27 protein-coding genes are annotated in these 18,325 nt (G+C 27.9%); 24 read left to right on the forward strand and 3 right to left on the reverse strand.

Going from position 1 to position 18,325, the window contains the following annotated elements; translation table 4 throughout:
* Positions 1 to 6: 6 nt before the first annotated feature.
* Positions 7 to 1,296, forward strand: a complete 1,290-nt coding sequence (locus ACJA25_RS00635; RefSeq protein ID WP_406615725.1) for a hypothetical protein — start codon at positions 7 to 9, stop codon at positions 1,294 to 1,296.
* Between the two features lie 386 nt (positions 1,297 to 1,682).
* On the opposite strand, the gene ACJA25_RS00640 is transcribed toward ACJA25_RS00635, so the two are convergent.
* Together ACJA25_RS00640 and ACJA25_RS00645 are read right to left on the reverse strand one after the other, a co-directional pair.
* A complete protein-coding gene (locus ACJA25_RS00640) occupies positions 1,683 to 1,919 on the reverse strand; it encodes a hypothetical protein (protein WP_406615727.1) in 237 nt (78 codons plus the stop codon).
* A 290-nt stretch (positions 1,920 to 2,209) separates the two neighbouring features.
* Complete coding sequence (locus ACJA25_RS00645) at positions 2,210 to 3,865, reverse strand: MBL fold metallo-hydrolase RNA specificity domain-containing protein (RefSeq protein WP_406615729.1); 1,656 nt, start codon at positions 3,863 to 3,865, stop codon at positions 2,210 to 2,212.
* A 586-nt stretch (positions 3,866 to 4,451) separates the two neighbouring features.
* Between ACJA25_RS00645 and rpsJ the strand changes: the two genes are divergently transcribed.
* The 23 genes from rpsJ (at position 4,452) to ACJA25_RS00760 (ending at position 17,011) form a co-directional block, all read left to right on the forward strand.
* Positions 4,452 to 4,757, forward strand: coding sequence for a 30S ribosomal protein S10 (gene rpsJ / locus ACJA25_RS00650; RefSeq protein ID WP_406615731.1), 306 nt, complete (start codon positions 4,452 to 4,454; stop codon positions 4,755 to 4,757).
* Positions 4,758 to 4,835: 78 nt separating this feature from the next.
* Complete coding sequence (rplC, locus tag ACJA25_RS00655) at positions 4,836 to 5,645, forward strand: 50S ribosomal protein L3 (RefSeq protein WP_406615733.1); 810 nt, start codon at positions 4,836 to 4,838, stop codon at positions 5,643 to 5,645.
* Complete coding sequence (rplD, locus tag ACJA25_RS00660) at positions 5,645 to 6,754, forward strand: 50S ribosomal protein L4 (protein WP_406615735.1); 1,110 nt, start codon at positions 5,645 to 5,647, stop codon at positions 6,752 to 6,754. Before rplC ends, rplD begins: the two co-directional genes overlap by 1 nt.
* Positions 6,754 to 7,266, forward strand: a complete 513-nt coding sequence (gene rplW, locus ACJA25_RS00665; protein ID WP_406615737.1) for a 50S ribosomal protein L23 — start codon at positions 6,754 to 6,756, stop codon at positions 7,264 to 7,266. Before rplD ends, rplW begins: the two co-directional genes overlap by 1 nt.
* A gap of 70 nt (positions 7,267 to 7,336) precedes the next feature.
* A complete protein-coding gene (rplB, locus tag ACJA25_RS00670) occupies positions 7,337 to 8,182 on the forward strand; it encodes a 50S ribosomal protein L2 (protein ID WP_406615739.1) in 846 nt (281 codons plus the stop codon).
* Entirely contained in the window at positions 8,182 to 8,457 is a 276-nt protein-coding gene (gene rpsS, locus ACJA25_RS00675; RefSeq protein ID WP_406615741.1) for a 30S ribosomal protein S19, read from the forward strand. Before rplB ends, rpsS begins: the two co-directional genes overlap by 1 nt.
* A 3-nt stretch (positions 8,458 to 8,460) precedes the next feature.
* Positions 8,461 to 8,823 carry a 50S ribosomal protein L22 gene (rplV, locus tag ACJA25_RS00680; RefSeq protein ID WP_406615743.1) on the forward strand — a complete coding sequence of 121 codons (363 nt, stop codon included), beginning with the start codon at positions 8,461 to 8,463 and terminating at the stop codon, positions 8,821 to 8,823.
* Between the two features lie 3 nt (positions 8,824 to 8,826).
* Positions 8,827 to 9,501 (forward strand): 30S ribosomal protein S3, encoded by a 675-nt coding sequence (gene rpsC / locus ACJA25_RS00685; protein ID WP_406615745.1) that lies wholly within the window; start codon positions 8,827 to 8,829, stop codon positions 9,499 to 9,501.
* Positions 9,479 to 9,925 (forward strand): 50S ribosomal protein L16, encoded by a 447-nt coding sequence (gene rplP / locus ACJA25_RS00690; protein WP_406615747.1) that lies wholly within the window; start codon positions 9,479 to 9,481, stop codon positions 9,923 to 9,925. The genes rpsC and rplP overlap by 23 nt, the downstream gene beginning before the upstream one ends.
* The gene (gene rpmC / locus ACJA25_RS00695; protein WP_406615749.1) at positions 9,925 to 10,122 is read left to right on the forward strand and encodes a 50S ribosomal protein L29; all 198 of its coding nucleotides are present in this window, start codon (positions 9,925 to 9,927) and stop codon (positions 10,120 to 10,122) included. Before rplP ends, rpmC begins: the two co-directional genes overlap by 1 nt.
* The gene (rpsQ, locus tag ACJA25_RS00700) at positions 10,122 to 10,391 is read left to right on the forward strand and encodes a 30S ribosomal protein S17 (RefSeq protein ID WP_406615751.1); all 270 of its coding nucleotides are present in this window, start codon (positions 10,122 to 10,124) and stop codon (positions 10,389 to 10,391) included. Before rpmC ends, rpsQ begins: the two co-directional genes overlap by 1 nt.
* Complete coding sequence (gene rplN / locus ACJA25_RS00705) at positions 10,391 to 10,759, forward strand: 50S ribosomal protein L14 (protein WP_406615753.1); 369 nt, start codon at positions 10,391 to 10,393, stop codon at positions 10,757 to 10,759. The genes rpsQ and rplN overlap by 1 nt, the downstream gene beginning before the upstream one ends.
* A gap of 12 nt (positions 10,760 to 10,771) precedes the next feature.
* Positions 10,772 to 11,104: a 50S ribosomal protein L24 gene (gene rplX, locus ACJA25_RS00710; protein ID WP_406615755.1), complete on the forward strand. Its 333-nt coding sequence runs from the start codon at positions 10,772 to 10,774 to the stop codon at positions 11,102 to 11,104.
* 2 nt (positions 11,105 to 11,106) lie between these two features.
* Entirely contained in the window at positions 11,107 to 11,652 is a 546-nt protein-coding gene (gene rplE, locus ACJA25_RS00715; RefSeq protein ID WP_406615757.1) for a 50S ribosomal protein L5, read from the forward strand.
* Positions 11,652 to 11,837: a type Z 30S ribosomal protein S14 gene (locus tag ACJA25_RS00720; RefSeq protein ID WP_406615759.1), complete on the forward strand. Its 186-nt coding sequence runs from the start codon at positions 11,652 to 11,654 to the stop codon at positions 11,835 to 11,837. Before rplE ends, ACJA25_RS00720 begins: the two co-directional genes overlap by 1 nt.
* 1 nt (position 11,838) lies before the next feature.
* Positions 11,839 to 12,234: a 30S ribosomal protein S8 gene (gene rpsH, locus ACJA25_RS00725; protein ID WP_406615761.1), complete on the forward strand. Its 396-nt coding sequence runs from the start codon at positions 11,839 to 11,841 to the stop codon at positions 12,232 to 12,234.
* A 10-nt stretch (positions 12,235 to 12,244) separates the two neighbouring features.
* Positions 12,245 to 12,787 carry a 50S ribosomal protein L6 gene (rplF, locus tag ACJA25_RS00730; RefSeq protein WP_406615763.1) on the forward strand — a complete coding sequence of 181 codons (543 nt, stop codon included), beginning with the start codon at positions 12,245 to 12,247 and terminating at the stop codon, positions 12,785 to 12,787.
* A gap of 24 nt (positions 12,788 to 12,811) precedes the next feature.
* Positions 12,812 to 13,162 (forward strand): 50S ribosomal protein L18, encoded by a 351-nt coding sequence (rplR, locus tag ACJA25_RS00735; protein ID WP_406615765.1) that lies wholly within the window; start codon positions 12,812 to 12,814, stop codon positions 13,160 to 13,162.
* A gap of 2 nt (positions 13,163 to 13,164) precedes the next feature.
* Positions 13,165 to 13,866, forward strand: a complete 702-nt coding sequence (gene rpsE / locus ACJA25_RS00740; RefSeq protein ID WP_406615767.1) for a 30S ribosomal protein S5 — start codon at positions 13,165 to 13,167, stop codon at positions 13,864 to 13,866.
* Positions 13,867 to 13,876: 10 nt separating this feature from the next.
* Complete coding sequence (gene rplO / locus ACJA25_RS00745) at positions 13,877 to 14,317, forward strand: 50S ribosomal protein L15 (protein WP_406615769.1); 441 nt, start codon at positions 13,877 to 13,879, stop codon at positions 14,315 to 14,317.
* Between the two features lie 159 nt (positions 14,318 to 14,476).
* Positions 14,477 to 15,223, forward strand: coding sequence for a hypothetical protein (locus tag ACJA25_RS00750; RefSeq protein WP_406615771.1), 747 nt, complete (start codon positions 14,477 to 14,479; stop codon positions 15,221 to 15,223).
* On the forward strand, positions 15,214 to 16,584 hold the full coding sequence (locus ACJA25_RS00755) for an MAG4530 family protein (RefSeq protein WP_406615773.1): 1,371 nt from the start codon (positions 15,214 to 15,216) through the stop codon (positions 16,582 to 16,584). The genes ACJA25_RS00750 and ACJA25_RS00755 overlap by 10 nt, the downstream gene beginning before the upstream one ends.
* A complete protein-coding gene (locus tag ACJA25_RS00760; protein ID WP_406615775.1) occupies positions 16,577 to 17,011 on the forward strand; it encodes a hypothetical protein in 435 nt (144 codons plus the stop codon). Before ACJA25_RS00755 ends, ACJA25_RS00760 begins: the two co-directional genes overlap by 8 nt.
* A gap of 604 nt (positions 17,012 to 17,615) precedes the next feature.
* Here the strand turns inward: ACJA25_RS00760 and ACJA25_RS00765 are convergent.
* Positions 17,616 to 17,921 carry a hypothetical protein gene (locus ACJA25_RS00765; protein WP_406615777.1) on the reverse strand — a complete coding sequence of 102 codons (306 nt, stop codon included), beginning with the start codon at positions 17,919 to 17,921 and terminating at the stop codon, positions 17,616 to 17,618.
* Between the last annotated feature and the right edge of the window lie 404 nt (positions 17,922 to 18,325).

Raw genomic sequence — 18,325 nt, forward strand, 5'->3', positions numbered from 1 at the left:
TTAAGTATGAAAAATAATCATAAATATCAAAATTTTGAACTTAAATACGTTATCAAAGGAGAACAATGAGATCAAATTATGTCTCTATTTCCTGATGATGAATTTTCTAATTTTAGATTAATAGAAAAAGAACAACAAGCTGCATTTATTATTTCGCATGCTTTTAATTTAGGTTTTTTTAAAGAACAAATAGAAAATACAATTAAAGAAAACAATTTGATTTATGTTCCTGATTTTATTAGAAATATAGACATACTAATTGTTGATTATAGAAAGCAAATCCAATGTAGATATATGATTTTTGGTTTGACCGATTTCGATGCTACTCAAAATCCAGAACTTTATTGAAATAAAGTTAAAATAGATCAAATCAATCAACAAGAAGTTCAAAACCAAATTGATGTTTTTAAAAAGTATTTTATTAGTAAAGAAGCTTCTACAAATCCGGATCGGATTGTTACTGCTGATGATGATGTTGAATATGAAATGTTTTACATTGACAAAAAAACTCGTGAAGAAAGCATTTATTTCCCTAGATCTAAAATGAAATTATTTGCCTCAGAAAGAAAAAGCGATTTTTTAATTGGGATGAGAGCAAATGAACCAAAAATTATTGATCAAAATTTTAAAGTTAGAACACCTCATGGTGACGAATTAGTATTAAATGTGTTTGCTACTGTAACCAAAATTATTGACAATAAATTATTACCTCTAACAGAAAGTAATATTAAAAGAGCAAATTCAAAAAAGACTATCAAAGACATTGTACAAGAGCAAACAAATGAGTATTGTTTAGATTTATACTCAAATATAGTAAGACAAACCCTAGAACAATTAATTGACACATTTGGTACTATTAATGAGGTTAAAAATGTTTTACCAACATTCGCTTTATTTGATACCACTTTATTTGGAACTGAATTAGAAGTAGATGATTTAAATGTGATTGTTGATCAGAACTTTATTGAAGAACACGATAGTAAAAGTTCTAAAATGTACTATTCAATATTTTTAAGACAACACAAGAGAATGCTATTTTATAGATTCCAAAATGCTTTGTTTGAAAATCAAAAAGTGAATTTAAAATTAGCAATTGAAGACAAAATGTTAGAAATGGCTTTTAAAAATAAATCACTATTTTTAATCGATGAAGCAATAGAATTCCACTCAGAACAAGAAGCAATACAATTTGAAAAAGACCTTTTATTATTTATTTCAAGAGTAATTTTTAACATTAAAAAGTACAGAGCGGATATATATAGTTTTTTAACATTTTTAGAAAAGAAGATAAATTAACTTTCGGACTTAAAAGAATAAAAAAATCATTTTGACCTTATTTATAGACTAATAAGGAAAAAATGATTTTTTATTTACATACTAATTTTAAGTGTGCTTTAAATTAGTTTTGTTTGTTTTGTGTTTAAAAGCTTTCTTCATTTTTAATTTAATTAATGTTTCTATTTTATGTTTTTAGCGCAACTAACAAAAGTAGCAACAATAACAGCACAAAGAGTAATAGTGTATAAAGCTTATATTAGGTCATTTTTTCTTTATAAATTATTTTTTATTTATTAAAAACTAGATATTAATCTTTATTTAAGAATTGCTCTTCAATATTAAAAAATTAAAATATAAAAAAGTGATTGTAGCTTTAAAAAAAGTTAAGAAAAAATTCACAAAATTTATTTTTCTTGTGAATTTTCAATTTCTTTCTTGTGGAATGATTCTAATCTATCAAGTCTTTCTAAAATTGGTTTAATTTTTTCATCAAATTTTTCATCAAACTTCTCATCAAACTTTTTGTCAAATTTTTCATCAAACTTTTGATCAAAAATTTCAATTACATCTTGCCTTGACAAAGTGTTTTCTTTAATAATCTTAATCAATTCTTTGATACTTAATTTTCCGACTTCACCCATTTCTTCTCCATACTTTGGTGTTTTAGGGACAACCAAAACTTTTTTGTTTTTACACTCGATTACAATCTATATACTTTGTTATCAATATTAAATAAAGTATATTGTATATTTTTAATTAGAAGAACTTTAAACAGCATATTTTTTAGTGTTTCACAGTTTTTGATTTTTATCTCAATATCACTTTTAGTTTCGGACTTAAAAGAATAAAAAAATCATTTTCACCTTATTTATAGACTAATAAGGAAAAAATGATTTTTTATTTACATACTAATTTTTAACACTTTAGTATATTATTGAACACCGGTAAAAGTAACAATTACCATTGGTTCTTTATCCATAATTTTGAATATTTTTTTTCTAATAACTTTTCTAGCTCTTTCTTGAATATCTTTGATACCGGTAAAAGTTTCGGTTAATAAGATATTAGAAATAATTGATTTTATCAATTCAGTAGTTGATTTTTTTTCTTCTTTGGTTATTACACCAACGTAATTAACTTGAAGTTTTCCTTCTAATTTTTTAGTTTTAGAATTATATAAAGCACTAATTAAAATAACGCCTTCTCTACCTAAAACTTCTCTTTCAGCAATTACTTCCGAAGAAATATCGCCAATTCCAAAACCATCAATGATGGTATCTCCAACTTCTTTTACTTTTCCACTAGTTGAAGATAATTTGCCATCAATAAAATGAGCAACTTTACCATTTTGTAAAATAAGTGAGTGCTTTTCATTAAGCGTTAATGCTTCTCGCATATATTTGCCAGCGTCCACTAAATATCTATATAGTCCTTGTACTGGAATAACATATTGTGGTTTAATAGTTTTTACTAGATTAATTAAATCCTCTCTAGCAGGTCTATGACGATAATATTCATCTTGATTAACTTCAACGATTTTTGGAGTAATTCTTGCTACTTCATCCAAAGCAACGGCTAGTAAAGATTCTAAACCGTTAATAGGAGGAGCAATCATAATTACTAAATCAGAAGGTTTTAAGGTTAAAAATACATCGTTTTTATCGGTTATTCTTAAAAAACGTGAATAAAGTCTTTCTACTGCTCCTGTAATTAAAATTACAGCGTTTTCGGTTTTGTTAGAAAGCTTGTAATCAATGATTTCAGGGAATTCAACCTTGGGGTGAATTTTTCTGATTAAATAAAGCAATTGTCCATAAGTTTTTCCATATGCTACTACTGGTCTTTTATGTTTTTTAGCTAAATCTAAAATAGAATTAATAGCTACCATTTCTTCATCGTATGCTCCAACTATAATTCTTTCATTAGGTTTTGCTTTTTCAAAAGCTTCTTTTACAGAACTAGGGATACCAATTTTTGTAATAGCTCTTCCTGAATGGTTAGCCATTCCTGAATCAACCATTAGCGCTAATACTTTTCTATCTTTGATTATGTTTTCTTTAATTTTATTGAAGTTCAAATTCCCATAAAAACCTAAATTGCCTTCAACAAAATTACTTAAAAATAAGATATCTCCATCTTTGGTTACAAAATCCAAACCAAAATGACCAGGCATTGAACCTGCTAAATCAAAGGTGTTAATAGTTACATCATTTATAGTTAATGGTTTATTAATTAGTTCGATTTTATAATTTGGTTTATCGATTTTATACTTGCTTAATCTATCTAAAATTAAGATCTTGTTAAATGCTGAAGTGTAAATTGTAACATCAGGAATTTGCATTAAAAATCATGGTAATGCTGAAAAGGTTTCGTTCTTAACATCGGTTATAAATAAGCCTTTGATCTTGTTTTTGTTTTTAACTAGATAACTAAAATTAGGTATTAAAGTATCAACACCATTGTTTGAATTGATTGGTACTTTAGCTCCGGTGTTAATAACAAAAATGTCATTTTCATACTCTAAAACATAACAGTTTTTACCATTTTCATCTAGTCCGCCCAAAGCGAAAATATTTATATTAGCCATATTACCTCATTTTTATTAAACATATTAATATATTGGAAGAATGTTATTTATTATCACTGCAATAATAAATTAAATTTATTATAAAGTATTTTACTATTAATAGAATATTAATTTGTATCTTATACTTATATTTTATAATAGTAAACAAAGATATTTTTTTACAAAAATAAGGCCATTTTTATAACAAAAATAAAAAAAATGCTTCAAAATAATGGGTTTTTGTGTATTAAGTTTTTTTATTTATTTTACTTCTAAAATTTTTTTACTTTTTGCTAAAAAATATTAAAAAATAGTCTCTTTTTTCCTAAAAGAGTTAAAAAATTAAAAAGTTAAAAAAAGACACTAAAAAAGCCTAAAAAATGACTTTTTGCTTAATATAAGTATATTTTTATATGCTTAATTTTATATGTACTTATTAAAGTAAATAATATTAATAAGAATTTGCTTTTAAAAAAATCATTTTGTAATACAATTGAAGACGCAACTATTACTATGAAACAAAAGGTTGTTACTAGATCAAAGTTGTAGAGGGTTTAGTAAGAAATTTTTGCGGAGTAAAGTTCATTAAGAACGAAAGGATACAACAATGAGTAAATTAAATATCAAAATTAAAAGTTTTGATCATGCTCAAGCTGATTTGGCTGCTAAAAAACTTGTTGAAGTTGCTTTAAAAAACAAGGCTAAAGTTAGCGGACCTATTCCTCTTCCAACCAAAAGAGAAGTAGTTACCATCTTGAGATCAGTTCATGTTAACAAAAAATCACGTGAACAATTCGAATCAAAAACTTACCAACGTTTAGTTGTTATAACTGAATTTGATGAAAAAGCATTTGATCAAATCAAAAGATATGAATTACCTTCAGGTGTTTCAATTCAAATTACAACAAAATAAAATCTGACTTGTTTTCAAACAAGCAACAGTTGCTTAAATCTTTAAGCATTTATAGTTTTTAAAAAACGGAGGAAACTTATGAAAGGAATCTTAGGACGTAAAGTTGGAATGACTCAAATTTACACTGAACTAGGTTTTGCTATACCTGTTACAGTAGTTGAAGTTCAACCTAATGTTGTTACTAAAGTTCTTTCAAAAGACCACAATGGTTATGAAGCTATTCAATTAGCTGCTTTCGAAAAGAAAGTATCAAGAACAAACAAACCAGAAAAAGGTGCTTTTGAAAAAGCTAAAACAACACCTAAGCGCTACGTAAAAGAAATTCGTAATATGTCAGGTTACGAATTAGGACAAATAATTAAAGCTGACATTTTCAAAGCTGGTGAATTAGTTGATGTTACCGGAACTTCAAAAGGAAAAGGGTTTGCTGGTACAATCAAAAGATGAAACCAACATATTGGACCTAAATCACATGGTGGTGGTGGAGGTTCACAACCTGTTAGACAAACCGGTTCTTTAGGGGACATTAGTGGTAATAAAGTTGTTAAAGGTATGACAATGCCTGGACATTTAGGTAATGTTAGAACAACAGTTCAAAATTTAGAGATAGTTAAAATTGATTTAGAAAACAATTTAATCTTGATTAAAGGTTCAATTCCAGGAGCTAAAAACTCATTTGTAACCATCAAAGAAGCTGTTAAAGGTTTACCATCACACGAAGCTATTAAACTTGTTGATATGAAAGAAGTTGTTAGAATGAACGAATTGATGGAAAAAGCTAAAAAATTCAATATTGAAGTTACAGTCGGAACCAATTCAAGTGAACTTGCTAAATTGATTCAAGAAGCTGAAGCAAAGTTGGAAAGTGAAACTAAAGGAGACAAATAATGGCTGAAGAAGTTAAAAAAGAAAAAACAACTCCTAAGAAAAAAACTGTAACCAAAGTTATAGGACCAACTGAAAAAGAAAAAGAAGCTGCTAAAAAGGCTAAAAAAGTTAAAGAAGCCGTAAATGAATTAATTGATGCTTTAACTTCATCATCTTCAATTGAAGTTGAACAAGCAGAAAAAGCAAAGAAAATTGTTGAAAAAATCACTAAGAAAAAAACAACTACTCCAAAAGAAACAAAAGAAAAAGAAGAAAAACCTAAAAAAGCAACCACACCTAAAACCACAACCGCTAAAAAAGCAACTGCTAAAGCTAAAGAAACCGCTGTTGAAAAAGAAAAACCAACAGAAACTGCTAAACCTAAAAAAGCAACAACTACTAAAGCAAGTATTGCTAAAAAGGTAGAAGAAAAACCTGCTGTTGAAAAAGTTCAAAAACCAGTTGCTGCTCCTAAAGCACCAACCGCTAAAAAAGAACCTAAAAAAGTTGCTAAGAAAGAAGTTAAGAAAGTTTCATTGAATTTTGATAATTCAAAACTTGCTAAAGAAATCTTCTTTGCTGAAAAGGTTAGCGAACAAGCAATCTTTGACACCATTGTAGCAGATAGAGCTGCATTACGTCAAGGAACACACGATGTTAAAAACCGTGCTGAAGTTTCAGGTTCAGGTAAAAAACCATGAAAACAAAAAGGTACTGGTAGAGCACGTGCTGGATCATTAAGATCACCAGTATTTGTAGGTGGTGGTAGAGCATTTGGTCCTACACCAGAAAGAAACTACAAACTTAAAGTTAATAGAAAAGTTCGTAAATTGGCTTTAAGATCAGCATTAACTATGTTAGCTAGTGAAAAAGCAATCGCAGTTAATGACTTAAAACTTGAAGGAATTTCAACCAAAGAAATTCTTAAAAAATTAACAACTTTAAAAGTTAATGAATTAAAAACAGTTTTAATTGTTACAAATGATGAAATTGTTTATCGTTCAGCAAGAAACTTACCAAATGTAGCTATTTATAGACCAAGTTCAGTAAGTGTTGAAGCTTTAATTGGTGCTGATGTATTAGTTATTTCAAAAGAAGGTCTTGAAATTGTGGAAAGGAGAGCTAAATAATGGAATTAACAGAAATTATTAAAAAACCTATCCAAACTGAAAAGACTAACTTATTACAAGCAAATAATAATGTAGTAACTTTTGAAGTTAATTGATACGCAAATAAATTCCAAGTTGCTAAAGCAGTTGAATTTATTTTTAAAGTTAAAGTTGAAAAAGTTAACTTAATTAAAGTTGATAAAAAACCAAAACGTGTTGGTAGATTCAATGGTTTTACAAACAGATACAAAAAAGCTTATGTTTTCTTAAAAGAAGGTGAAAAAATAAACTTCTACCCAGAAGAAACCAAGAAGAAAGAAACTAAGAAAAAAGACACTGCTAAAACCGAAGAACAAAAAGCAAAAGAAAAGAGTGTTGAAGAAAAAGTTGCAGCAAAATTAGCAAAAACCAAAGCTGAAAAACCTGCTGCTCCTAAAGCAAGTACTGCTAAAAAGGTAGAAGAAAAACCTAAAAAAGTAACTACTACCAAAGCTTCAACAACAAAAACTACCAAAACCAAAAAAGAAGAATAATTATTAGTGGAAATTATTTTGCTTAGAAGAAAAATCCACATCTATTTTTAAGCAAGGAGAATGCAAATATATGTCTATAAAACATTACAAGGCAACTAGTAATGGTCGTAGAAACATGTCTGCTCTTGATTACAAAAATAATTTAACCGGTCATAGCCCAGAAAAATCATTGTTAGTTCAATTGAAATATAGTGCTGGACGTAATAACCAAGGTAAAATTACAGTTCGTCATCATGGTGGAAGAGTTAAAAGATACTACCGTCTAGTTGACTTTAAAAGAAATAAAGACAACATTCCTGCAACAGTTAAAACTATTGAATATGATCCAAATAGATCAGCAAATATTTCTTTAGTTGTTTATGCTGATGGAGAAAAAAGATATATCTTAACTCCAAAAGGAATACAAGTTGGACAAAAAATTATTTCAGGTAATGAAACCGATATCCTATTAGGAAACTCATTACCATTAGCAAACATTCCAGAAGGTACTTTCATTCACAATATTGAAATGCAACCTGGCGCTGGTGGTGTTATTGCTAGATCTGCTGGTAACTCAGCACAAATCTTAGGTAAAGATGACGATGGAAAATACGTTGTCTTGAAATTAAAATCTGGTGAAACCAGAAGAATATTAGCGCGTTGTCGTGCAACCATTGGTGAAGTAGGAAACGAAGAACACTTACTTGTAAACATTGGTAAAGCTGGACGTAATCGTCACTTAGGTGTAAGACCTACTGTACGTGGTTCTGTAATGAACCCTGTAGATCACCCACATGGTGGTGGTGAAGGTAAACAACCTATCGGACGTAAGGCTCCATTAACTCCATGAGGTAAAAAAGCTCTTGGGGTTAAAACAAGAAAAACTAAGAAGTCTTCAAATAAATTAATTATAAGAAGAAGAAAGGACACTAAATAATGGCTCGTAGTCTTAAAAAAGGACCTTTCGCTGATGAATCATTACTAAAAAAAGTTGAAGCTATTGTTGAAAAGAAACAACCTAAAAAACCTATTAAAACTTGATCAAGACGTTCAACTATCTTCCCAAGTTTTGTTGGTTTAACTTTCCAAGTACATAATGGTAAACAATTTATTGATGTATATGTAACTGATGATATGGTAGGACACAAATTAGGTGAATTTTCTCCTACTAGAACATTCTCAGGTCATGGTGCTGATAAAGGTAAAAAATAGTTTATGGAAAAATCATTAAATAATAAGCCACAAGCAAAAGCACATGTTTATATGCAAAGAATTTCAGCAAGAAAAGCTAGATTAGTTGCTGACTTAATTAGAAAAAAAGATGTACGTATTGCTTTAGGGATTTTACGTAATACCGATAAAAAAGCAGCAGAATTATTTGAAAAATTGTTATCATCAGCCATCGCTAATGCCACCCACAACCATGGGATGGATGCAACAAAATTATTTATTAAAGAACTCTTAGTTAATGAAGGACCAACCTTAAAAAGATTTCAACCACACTCTCAAGGTAGAGCATTTAAAATTTTAAAACGTACTTCACATTTATCAATTACATTGGAAGAAAAAGGAGAATAATTTATGGGACAAAAGGTTAATCCAAATGGTTTTCGTTATGGTATAACAAAAACCCATAATACTGTTTGATTTGCAGAAAAAGCTAATTATGGAACATTCTTAGTTGAAGATGCAAAGATTTACAAGTTCTTCGAAAAATTAGTACGTAGATATTCAATTGGTAAAGTTGAAATCAAAAGAAACCAAAAAAATAAAATAACTGTATATGTTAATACTGCAAGACCTGCTGTTATCTTAGGAGAAGGTGGAAAAAACATTGAAGCATTAACTTTACAACTTAAAAAATACTTAAAAAACAAAAATCTTGATATTAATTTACAAGTTGTTGGAATTGAAAAACCAGAACTTAATGCTCGTTTAGCAGCAGAATCTATCGCAATTAAATTAGAAAATCGTGAAAGCTTCCGTATTGCTCAAAAACAAATTATTCGTGATGCTTTAAAAGCAGGAGCGAAAGGGATTAAAACTTCTGTTTCAGGTCGTTTGAACGGTGTTGATATGGCTAGAACAGAAGGATATTCTGAAGGTTTAATGAAATTACACACTTTAAGACAAAAAGTTGACTACGCAACAGCAACTGCTAGAACCACTTATGGTGCTATTGGAATTAAAGTTTGAATTTCATTAGGTGACATTTTGGAAGGAGATGATAAAAATGCTTCAACCAAAAAGAACTAAATACCGTAAACCATTTTTAAGACCATATGACAAAAGAAAAGCATTCCGTGGAAACACAGTTGCTTATGGTGAATTTGGACTTCAAGCAGTAACAGCAAACTTAGTAGATGCTAGACAAATCGAATCTGCTCGTATCGCTATTACTAGACGTATGGGTCGTGAAGGTCAAGTTTTCATTAGAATCTTCCCTCACTTTGCTAAAACTTCAAAACCTATTGGGGTTCGTATGGGATCTGGAAAAGGTAATCCAGAAAAATGATATACACCTGTTAAAGTTAACACTGTGATGTTTGAAGTTTCAGGCGTTTCAAAAGAAATTGCATATGACGCTTTAAGATTAGGTGGACACAAATTACCAGTTAAATGAAAGATACTTGAAAAAACTGGTGAATCTAAAGTAGAACAACAAGGAGGTAATAATTAATGCTTTTTAAAGATATTAAAGAAAAATCAACCGATGAATTAAACAAATTATTAGTTGATTTAAAAGCGGAATTATGAACTCTACGTTTTAAAAATTCAACTGGTCAATTAGACCAATCACACAAAATATCAGCAGTTAGAAAAGATATCGCAAAAATCTTAACCATTCTAAATCAAAGACAAAAGGAGGCTAAATAATGGAAAGTAGAAATACTCGTAAAACTTTAATGGGTAAAGTAGTTTCTGTTAAAGGAACCAAAACTATTACTGTTGAAGTTGATACTTACAAAGCCCACCCTTTATATTCAAAACGTTACAAATCAAGTAAAAAATTCTTAGTTCACGATGAAAAAAATGAAGCTAAGTTAAACGATATTGTAATCATTATGGAAACTAGACCATTATCTAAAACCAAGCACTTCCGTTTAGTATCAATTAAACAACACGCTATTGAAGGAGCAAACTAATGCTTATAGAATTATCAAAAGCAAACGTTGCTGACAACTCTGGTGCTAAAGAAATTGGTGTAATTAGAATTTTGGGTGGTTCAAGAAAGAAAACTGCAAATATTGGTGATGTTGTAATTTGTTCAGTTAAAAAAGCTTTACCAAACGGAATTGTTAAAGAAGGTCAAGTGGTAAAAGCTGTAGTAGTTAGAACTCGTTATGGAATTAACCGTCCAAACGGTTCACACATTAGATTTGATGATAACGCTGTAGTATTAGTAAAAGAAGATGGTTCATTAAGAGGAACCCGGGTATTTGGTCCAGTTGCTAGAGAATTACGTGAAACTAAATATAGTAAAATCGTTTCTTTAGCTCCTGAGGTTTTATAGTAAGGAGATTTTATGAACAAAATTAAATTACGTAAAAACGATGATGTTATTGTAATTGCTGGAAAAGAAAAAGGCAAAGTAGGTAAAATCGTTTCATTAAACCACAAAGCTAATACTATTGTTATCAAAGACATCAACAAAGTTACTAAACACAAAAAACCTTCTCAAACAGATACCGAAGGTGGTATTAAAACTTTTGAAGCACCTATTCATGCTTCAAACGTAGCTTTATTGCTTAAAAAAGCTACCAAAGGAACTCCAGCAACTTTTTCAAAAATCGGAACCAAAATCAATAAAAACGGAACTAAATCAAGAATCGCAAGAAAGACTAAGAAGGAAATTTAATTATGGATTTGAAAAAACACTATGACACAAAAGTTGTAAAAGAATTAATTAATATCTATAAATATTCTTCAAAAATGCAAGTTCCAAAAATTGAAAAAATCGTTCTAAATATGACTGCTGGAAAAGAAGTTTCAAATTCAAAAGCTATTGAAGAAGTTATTAATGAATTAACTATAATTTCTGGTCAAAAACCATTTGAAACTAAAGCTAAAAAATCAAATGCTTCTTGAAAACTACGTGAAGGAATGCCTATGGGTGGTAAAGTAACCCTAAGACGTTCAAGAATGTGAGATTTTCTTGAAAAATTAATCAATGTAGCAATGCCTCGTATTCGTGATTTTAGAGGTGCGAATCCTAAATCATTTGATGGTAGAGGAAACTACATGTTAGGGATCAAAGAAGAAATTATCTTCCCTGAAATTGAATTTGACAAAATTCGTAGAATTAAAGGACTTGATGTTCAAATTATAACTACTGCTAAAACTAATAAAGAAGCTAGAAGTTTATTAGAATTAATTGGTTTACCTTTTGTTAAAGGAGAAAAATAATGGCGAAAGAATCATTAAAAGTAAAAGCAAAACGTCATCCTAAATTCTCTACACGTGCTTATACACGTTGTGAATTATGTGGACGTCCACATGCTGTTTTAAGAAAATACAAAGTATGTCGTATTTGTTTTAGAAATTTAGCACATGAAGGTAAAATACCAGGCATGAAGAAAGCGAGTTGATAAGATGTTTATAACTGATCCTATTTCAGATATGATTGTGCGTATTAAAAACGCAAATCAAAGAAAACATAAAAATGTATCTATTCCTTACTCAAATGAAAAAGCCAAAATTCTAGATATTCTATTAGCAGAAGGTTATATACAAGCAGTTGAAGTTAAAACTGAAAATAATAAAAAATTCTTAGATGTTGCTTTAAAATACAAAGGTTCACAAAGTGCAATCATTGATATTAAAAGAGTTTCAAAACCTGGTTTAAGAGTTTATGTTAAAACTAATGAATTACCTAATGTTATTTCAGGTTATGGTACAGCAATCATTTCTACTTCAAAAGGTATGATGACTGAAAAACAAGCTAGAAAGGAAAATGTAGGTGGTGAAGTTATCGCTTACATTTGATAGGTAATTATCTATGTCTAGAGTTGGAAATCGTATTATAACAATTCCTGCTGGTGTAGAAGTTTCATTACAAGAAGGAACTAACTTCACCGCTAAAGGAAAATTAGGTAGTTTAACAAAAAATTTCTCAAATTTAATTGCTATTGTTATTGAAAATAACAAAATAAGTACAGTTAGAGCCAATGAAGAAAAACACACAAAACAACTTCATGGTACAACTAACTCATTAATTTCTAATATGATTAAAGGTGTTTCAGAAGGCTTTAAGAAAGAATTAGAAATTAAAGGGGTTGGTTACAAAGCTACTTTAAAAGGAAATATTTTAGAATTAGCTGTTGGGTACTCACATTTAGTTAATTTAGAAATTCCCGCTGGTTTAACTGTGGTTTGTCCAAAACCAACAGAAATTACAATTTCTGGAATTGAAAAAGAATTAGTTGGTCATTTCGCTTCAATTATTCGTGATGTGCGTCGTCCTAGTCCTTACTCAGGAAAAGGAATTGCATATAAAGGTGAAAAAATTCGTCGTAAAGAAGGGAAAACTGCTTCTAAATAAAAGCGGTTTTAAGGGTGAAAAGTTATGGTTTCAAGAAATGAAGCACGTAAACACAAACATTTGAAAATTCGTCAACATCTTTCTGGTACTGCTAAAAAACCAAGATTATGCGTTTTCAAATCACATCAAAACTTTTATGCACAATTAATCGACGACACTAAAGGACATACCTTAGCTAGTGTTTCTACATTAGAAAATGGTAAATATCACGGAAATATCGCTTCTGCTAAAATGGCAGGAGAAAAAATGGCTAAATTAATTACTGAATTAAAAATCAAAACTTTAGTTTTTGATCGTTCAGGTTACATTTACCATGGACGGGTAAAAGCTTTTGCTGAAGCAGTTAGAGAAAATGCTAAAGGAGTTAAATTCTAATTATGGAAAATCAAGAAAAAAAAGAAGTTAAAAAACCTATGGCACAAACTAATTCAACCGGAACAAAAGAAGTAGTTAATAGAGTTAAAAAAGAAGCAACCAAAACTAATTTTGAAAAACCAAACAGAGACCAAATTTGAGAAAAAAATAAAAACCGTAATTCTGAAAACAGAAAACCAAAAAGTAGTAATGATTCATTTCATTCAAAAAACTTTGACACTGGTTTAAAATTAACTGAAAAAGTAGTTGACATTGCTAGAGTAACCAAAGTTGTTAAAGGTGGTAGAAGATTCTCATTCGCTGCTTTCGTAGTTGTAGGCGATCACAAAGGTAAAGTTGGTTATGGACACGGAAAAGCAAACGAAGTTCCTGATGCTATTAAAAAAGCAGTTAAAGACGCAACTAACAATTTAGTTTCAGTACCTATTTTTAACAAAATTACTGTACCTCATGAACAACAAGCTAAATTCTTATCATCTAGAGTATTATTAAAACCTGCTCCAAAAGGAAAAGGTATTATTGCTTCTGGAACAGTTCGTGCTGTTATTGAATTAGCTGGTTATACAGATATTTACACCAAAACTTACGGTTCACGTTCAAAAGCTAACATTGTTAAAGCAACTGTTAAAGCTTTACGTGCTATGCGTATGCCTGAAGAAATTGCAAGCATTAGAAATAAAGAAGTCAAAGACTTATTAAATTAGGAGTTCTCTTATGGAAAGAAATTTACATTCATTAAAACCAACCGAAGGTTCTAGAAAAGAAAAACACCGTGTTGGTAGAGGACATGCTGCAGGTAAAGGTAAACAAGCTGGTAAAGGTCAATCTGGACAAAACAAACGTTCAGGACACCGTTTAGGTTTTGAGGGGGGTCAAACTCCTTGATTCCGTAGAATTGGTAAAAGAGGTTTTCAAAATGTTAACCACGTTGAATATCAAGTAATTAACTTAGATACTTTAGAAAAAAACTACAAAACCAATGAAATTGTTAATGCTGAAAGCTTATTTAAGAAAAATATTATTAAACGTAATTTACCAATCAAATTATTAGGTAATGGTAAATTAACTAAAAAATTAACCATTAACTTACACGCTGTTAGTGCTTCTGCTAAAAAAGCAGTTGAAGCTGCTGGTGGGTCAATCGAAGTTCTTTAATTCATCAAATTCATTCAATTATAAAGCGAGCCAACCGGCTTGCTTTTTTATTTTTTTATACCAAATATCCCTTTTAAATATAGAAATATTTTCATTTTCGCACTCCTAAAAACCACAAAAATATATAATACTTTTACTTTAAATAATTTCAAGGAAAAAATGTTTTATACGCATAACATAAATTGTGAAAATCTTAGTAAAGAAATGCAAAATCATCAGGATTTTAAAAGAGAAATTGATATTTTAAGAAATGAGTTTTACAAGAAAGTAAAAAATATTGAAAAAAAGAGTTTAAGAAAAAATGTTGGAAATATTGTTGCATTTTCAGTTACAAATGAAAAAGACATAAATGATTTTGTTGATGAAGATGATTGAAAATCTATTAATCATACAATATATTGAAAAATCAAGACTTTTTATAATTTTCATGCTGGGACAAAAGATGTTTTAGCAAAAATAAAATCTTTTTTATATAAAATAGACCCAGTATTACAATTAGGTGAAGCAATGACTGATTTTTTTGGAGCAGCAATGGATGCTAACTCAACTGGTGTCCCTTATGTTGATGTTGCTATAAAGCTTGGATTTACAGTTGGAGCATTTTTAAACTTGTTGAGACAAAAAGAAGAAGAATTGGATTATTCTAAGGAGTTTGTTTGTGAAATTTTTGGTTATATTTTATCAATATCAGAAACAAAAAATATTACACGATTAAAAGACGCTCTTACTTATGCACAAGAAACACTTAATAAATTTAAAACATCTTTTGCATCTTTTATTTCTTTACCAATGGCTAAAGAAAAAGTTAGATTATCTTTAGAGAAAGTAACAGAAAAATACTTGTTAGCACAAGAAAGATATAATTCTTATTTAAGAGATAAGGAATGAGGTTGAGGATGATACTAGATAAGAAAATAGAAATGATGATTGAAAAGAGATATATAAAAGAGAAATTATTAAAATATTACTTTTTTATGTTTTTATCTTTATTTTTATTTTTTATCAATCTTTATTTAAAACTAGAATTAATATTTAAAAATCAAACATTAATAAAATCAATTGATATAAAAAAGATAAAAACAATGGGATTGTTTTCGTCATTTTTTGTTTGAATATCATTAGTATTTATAAGTTATTTGTTAATCATTTGATTTTTAAGTTCATTAGCATCTATACTTTTAAATAGATACTATAAATTTAACATTTTTAGATCTATAAAATGATTAAAAGTTAAGTTATTCACTTTGTTTAAATTTACTATATTGGATAAACTTAAACAAAGTTTAAGAACTGATGACAAGAAATCACTTGAACTTATACAATATATGCAAAAGAATAACTTTATTATTCATGGAAGTAAATCAATTGCATTAAAATACGCTGATTATTGAAGAGAAACAAATGATCTAGATTTTATGTCGATGAGTTTAAATTCAAATTTTAAAGATTTAAATCAACAAGAAAATATAAAAATTAATTTTGTTGATAATATATGTGCAAAATTAGAATTACAAAATGAGAAGAATGTAAATGTTGAAGTTTTAATAGCTAAATACATTCCTAGTCAATACATAAAAACCATTAAAGAAATAAAAATTCCTAACATAGAATGAATGGTAGCAATGAAAATTCATCAATTATTTAGATTTTATTTATTAGAAAAAAATAAAGTTGATGTATCAGAAAGAAAAATCAAAAATAGTTTATTAGATTTGGCGTTTTTATTTAGTAAAATAAAAACTTGAAAAATGAAAAAAATCATTAATGCTTTTGCTAATCTTTATTTATCTAATTTCTTTATATCTTATTATATTAATACTTATTGCTTTGACTTAACTAATTCAGAAGAAGCAAAAAATTTATTAACATATTTAAAAGTCAATATTCAAAAAAATGAAACAATAGATGAATTATCGTTTTTCTTTGATGAGTTGTTTGAAGAATTACAAAATAACAAAGAAATTCAACTCATTTCTAACAAAATAAACAATATTGTAAAAAATAAAGAAGAACTTGAAATCAAATTTATTGAAGCATCATCAAGCAAAGATAAAGAAATTTCAACACTAAAAAGATTCTTTTTATCAAAAATAGAAAAAGAAAATTTTATTAAAAAACAATATAACAATTCGATTATTGAAAATAGATATATAGATTTATACATTAAAGACTTTCAAAAAGACGAACAAAAAGATGAACAATTAGATGTAAGACAAATTCTTTTATTAGAATTAAACAAACAAATAAAGGAAGGAATAAATGAATAAAAAAAGTAGAAAAATATTAAATATTGAAGCATATTCATTATTATCATTTTTTATCTTTATTTCCCTAGCTTCTATAATACAAACAATACTTATCATCTTAGAAAAAAATAATTTTTTAGTTGTCAACCCAACAATTACAGTTGCTTCTCTTTCTTTTGTTGCATTTATTCTTATACTGTTTTTTAGCATTTTTTTATATATAGATTCTTCAATAGTTCCAAAATTAAGGAAATGAAGAAAGATTAATTTAATGCTTTTTACTTTATATGCAATTATATATGCTGTGTTCATAATAACTATATTAATTGCATGGTCAAATAATTGGAACTTTTCTGAAAAAATTTCATTGTTATACCATTGCGTTATGTTTTTATTAATGTGTTTATTAATTACTTTTTTAGTTTTAGAAATTAGAAAAATTTTCTAAAATCTCCAATACTCTTTAAACTATTCAAATTGAATTATACGTGATAAAAATATTAGACTCACAATGAAAATTGTGAGTTTTTTATATCTTTACAAAAACAAAAAATTATCAATTTGTTTGAGAATACATAGCATTTTTTAGAAATTATGTAATAAAAATGGACAAAAATGTTATTTCTAAAACAAAATTGCACTTTTGCACCACTTTTGATAGATATAAACTTATTATAAGTTATCTTCTTGATTTTTTGGTCATACTTTGATAATAAAAGAATCGAAAAAGCGCTTTTGTTAACAAAAGCCAACATATTTTTTGTGTTTAATAAAGAGAATTTTGATGTTATTGACTAATCTTAATGTTGAGATTAGTTATTTTTCTCAAATTGTTTTTTTAATGTTTTCATTAACTTCTTTGAGCTGTTCAGCTATGCTTTTTAATAAATTGATAGCTTCAATGGAAGTTTTACTTTCAGCATCGTTTGAATTCAATAACGTTTTTATTTTCTCAATATTTGCATATGAAAATGATTGATTAATTAAATGAATTTTGCTAATTTTTTGAACACCTTCAATGCTTGGGTCAAGGTTATTTTTTATTGCATAAATTATTTCAGGAGTAAGTTGCTCTCCTTTTGGTTCTTTTGCTTTGTATCTTTTTTTGTTAGCAAGGAATCATCTATTTTTTTAGCATTTTGATTATTTATGTTTTTATGAAAAAGCTCAAATTTTTGTTTTTCTTTCTTGTTATCTATTTCAGAACAAAACAAGATAATTTTCTTTTTATATTCAATAACAGTTCTGATTGATCTTTTAATCTTTTTTGGCAACCAATAATTTGTTTTTCTTTTCCAATTATTTTGAATGATATTTAAACTTTCTTTTAATGAAACAACAAAACTTGAATTATACATATCTCACCTTTCATATTCATTTTATTAAATATCAAAAGTGAAAATTTGTTTTAGAATGCAAGTGTGCAATTTTGTTTTAGAATTCATAATAATAAAACAAAGACGAATGTGATAAACTAATTTAAATAAAATACTTTAAAGGAGAAAGATGAATTCCAAAACTATAAAAAGTATGGCTTTATGGTCATTATTACTTTATTTATTTTTAGTATTTTTTGCAATTATGCTTACTTTTTTGTTAATTTCATTAAAAAATGAACAGCCTAATAAAAATGCTTGAAATATTTTTGAATGATTTTCAAATGGTATAAAGTGAACGACGGTTAAATTTTTATCCGTTATATGTGCAATTATTTTTCTAGGAGCTTACATTCTTCATATAACAATCTTTTTTTATTTATTAA

Source organism: Mycoplasmopsis hyopharyngis, assembly GCF_045276885.1.
Lineage (GTDB): Bacteria > Bacillota_I > Bacilli_A > Mycoplasmatales > Metamycoplasmataceae > Mycoplasmopsis > Mycoplasmopsis hyopharyngis.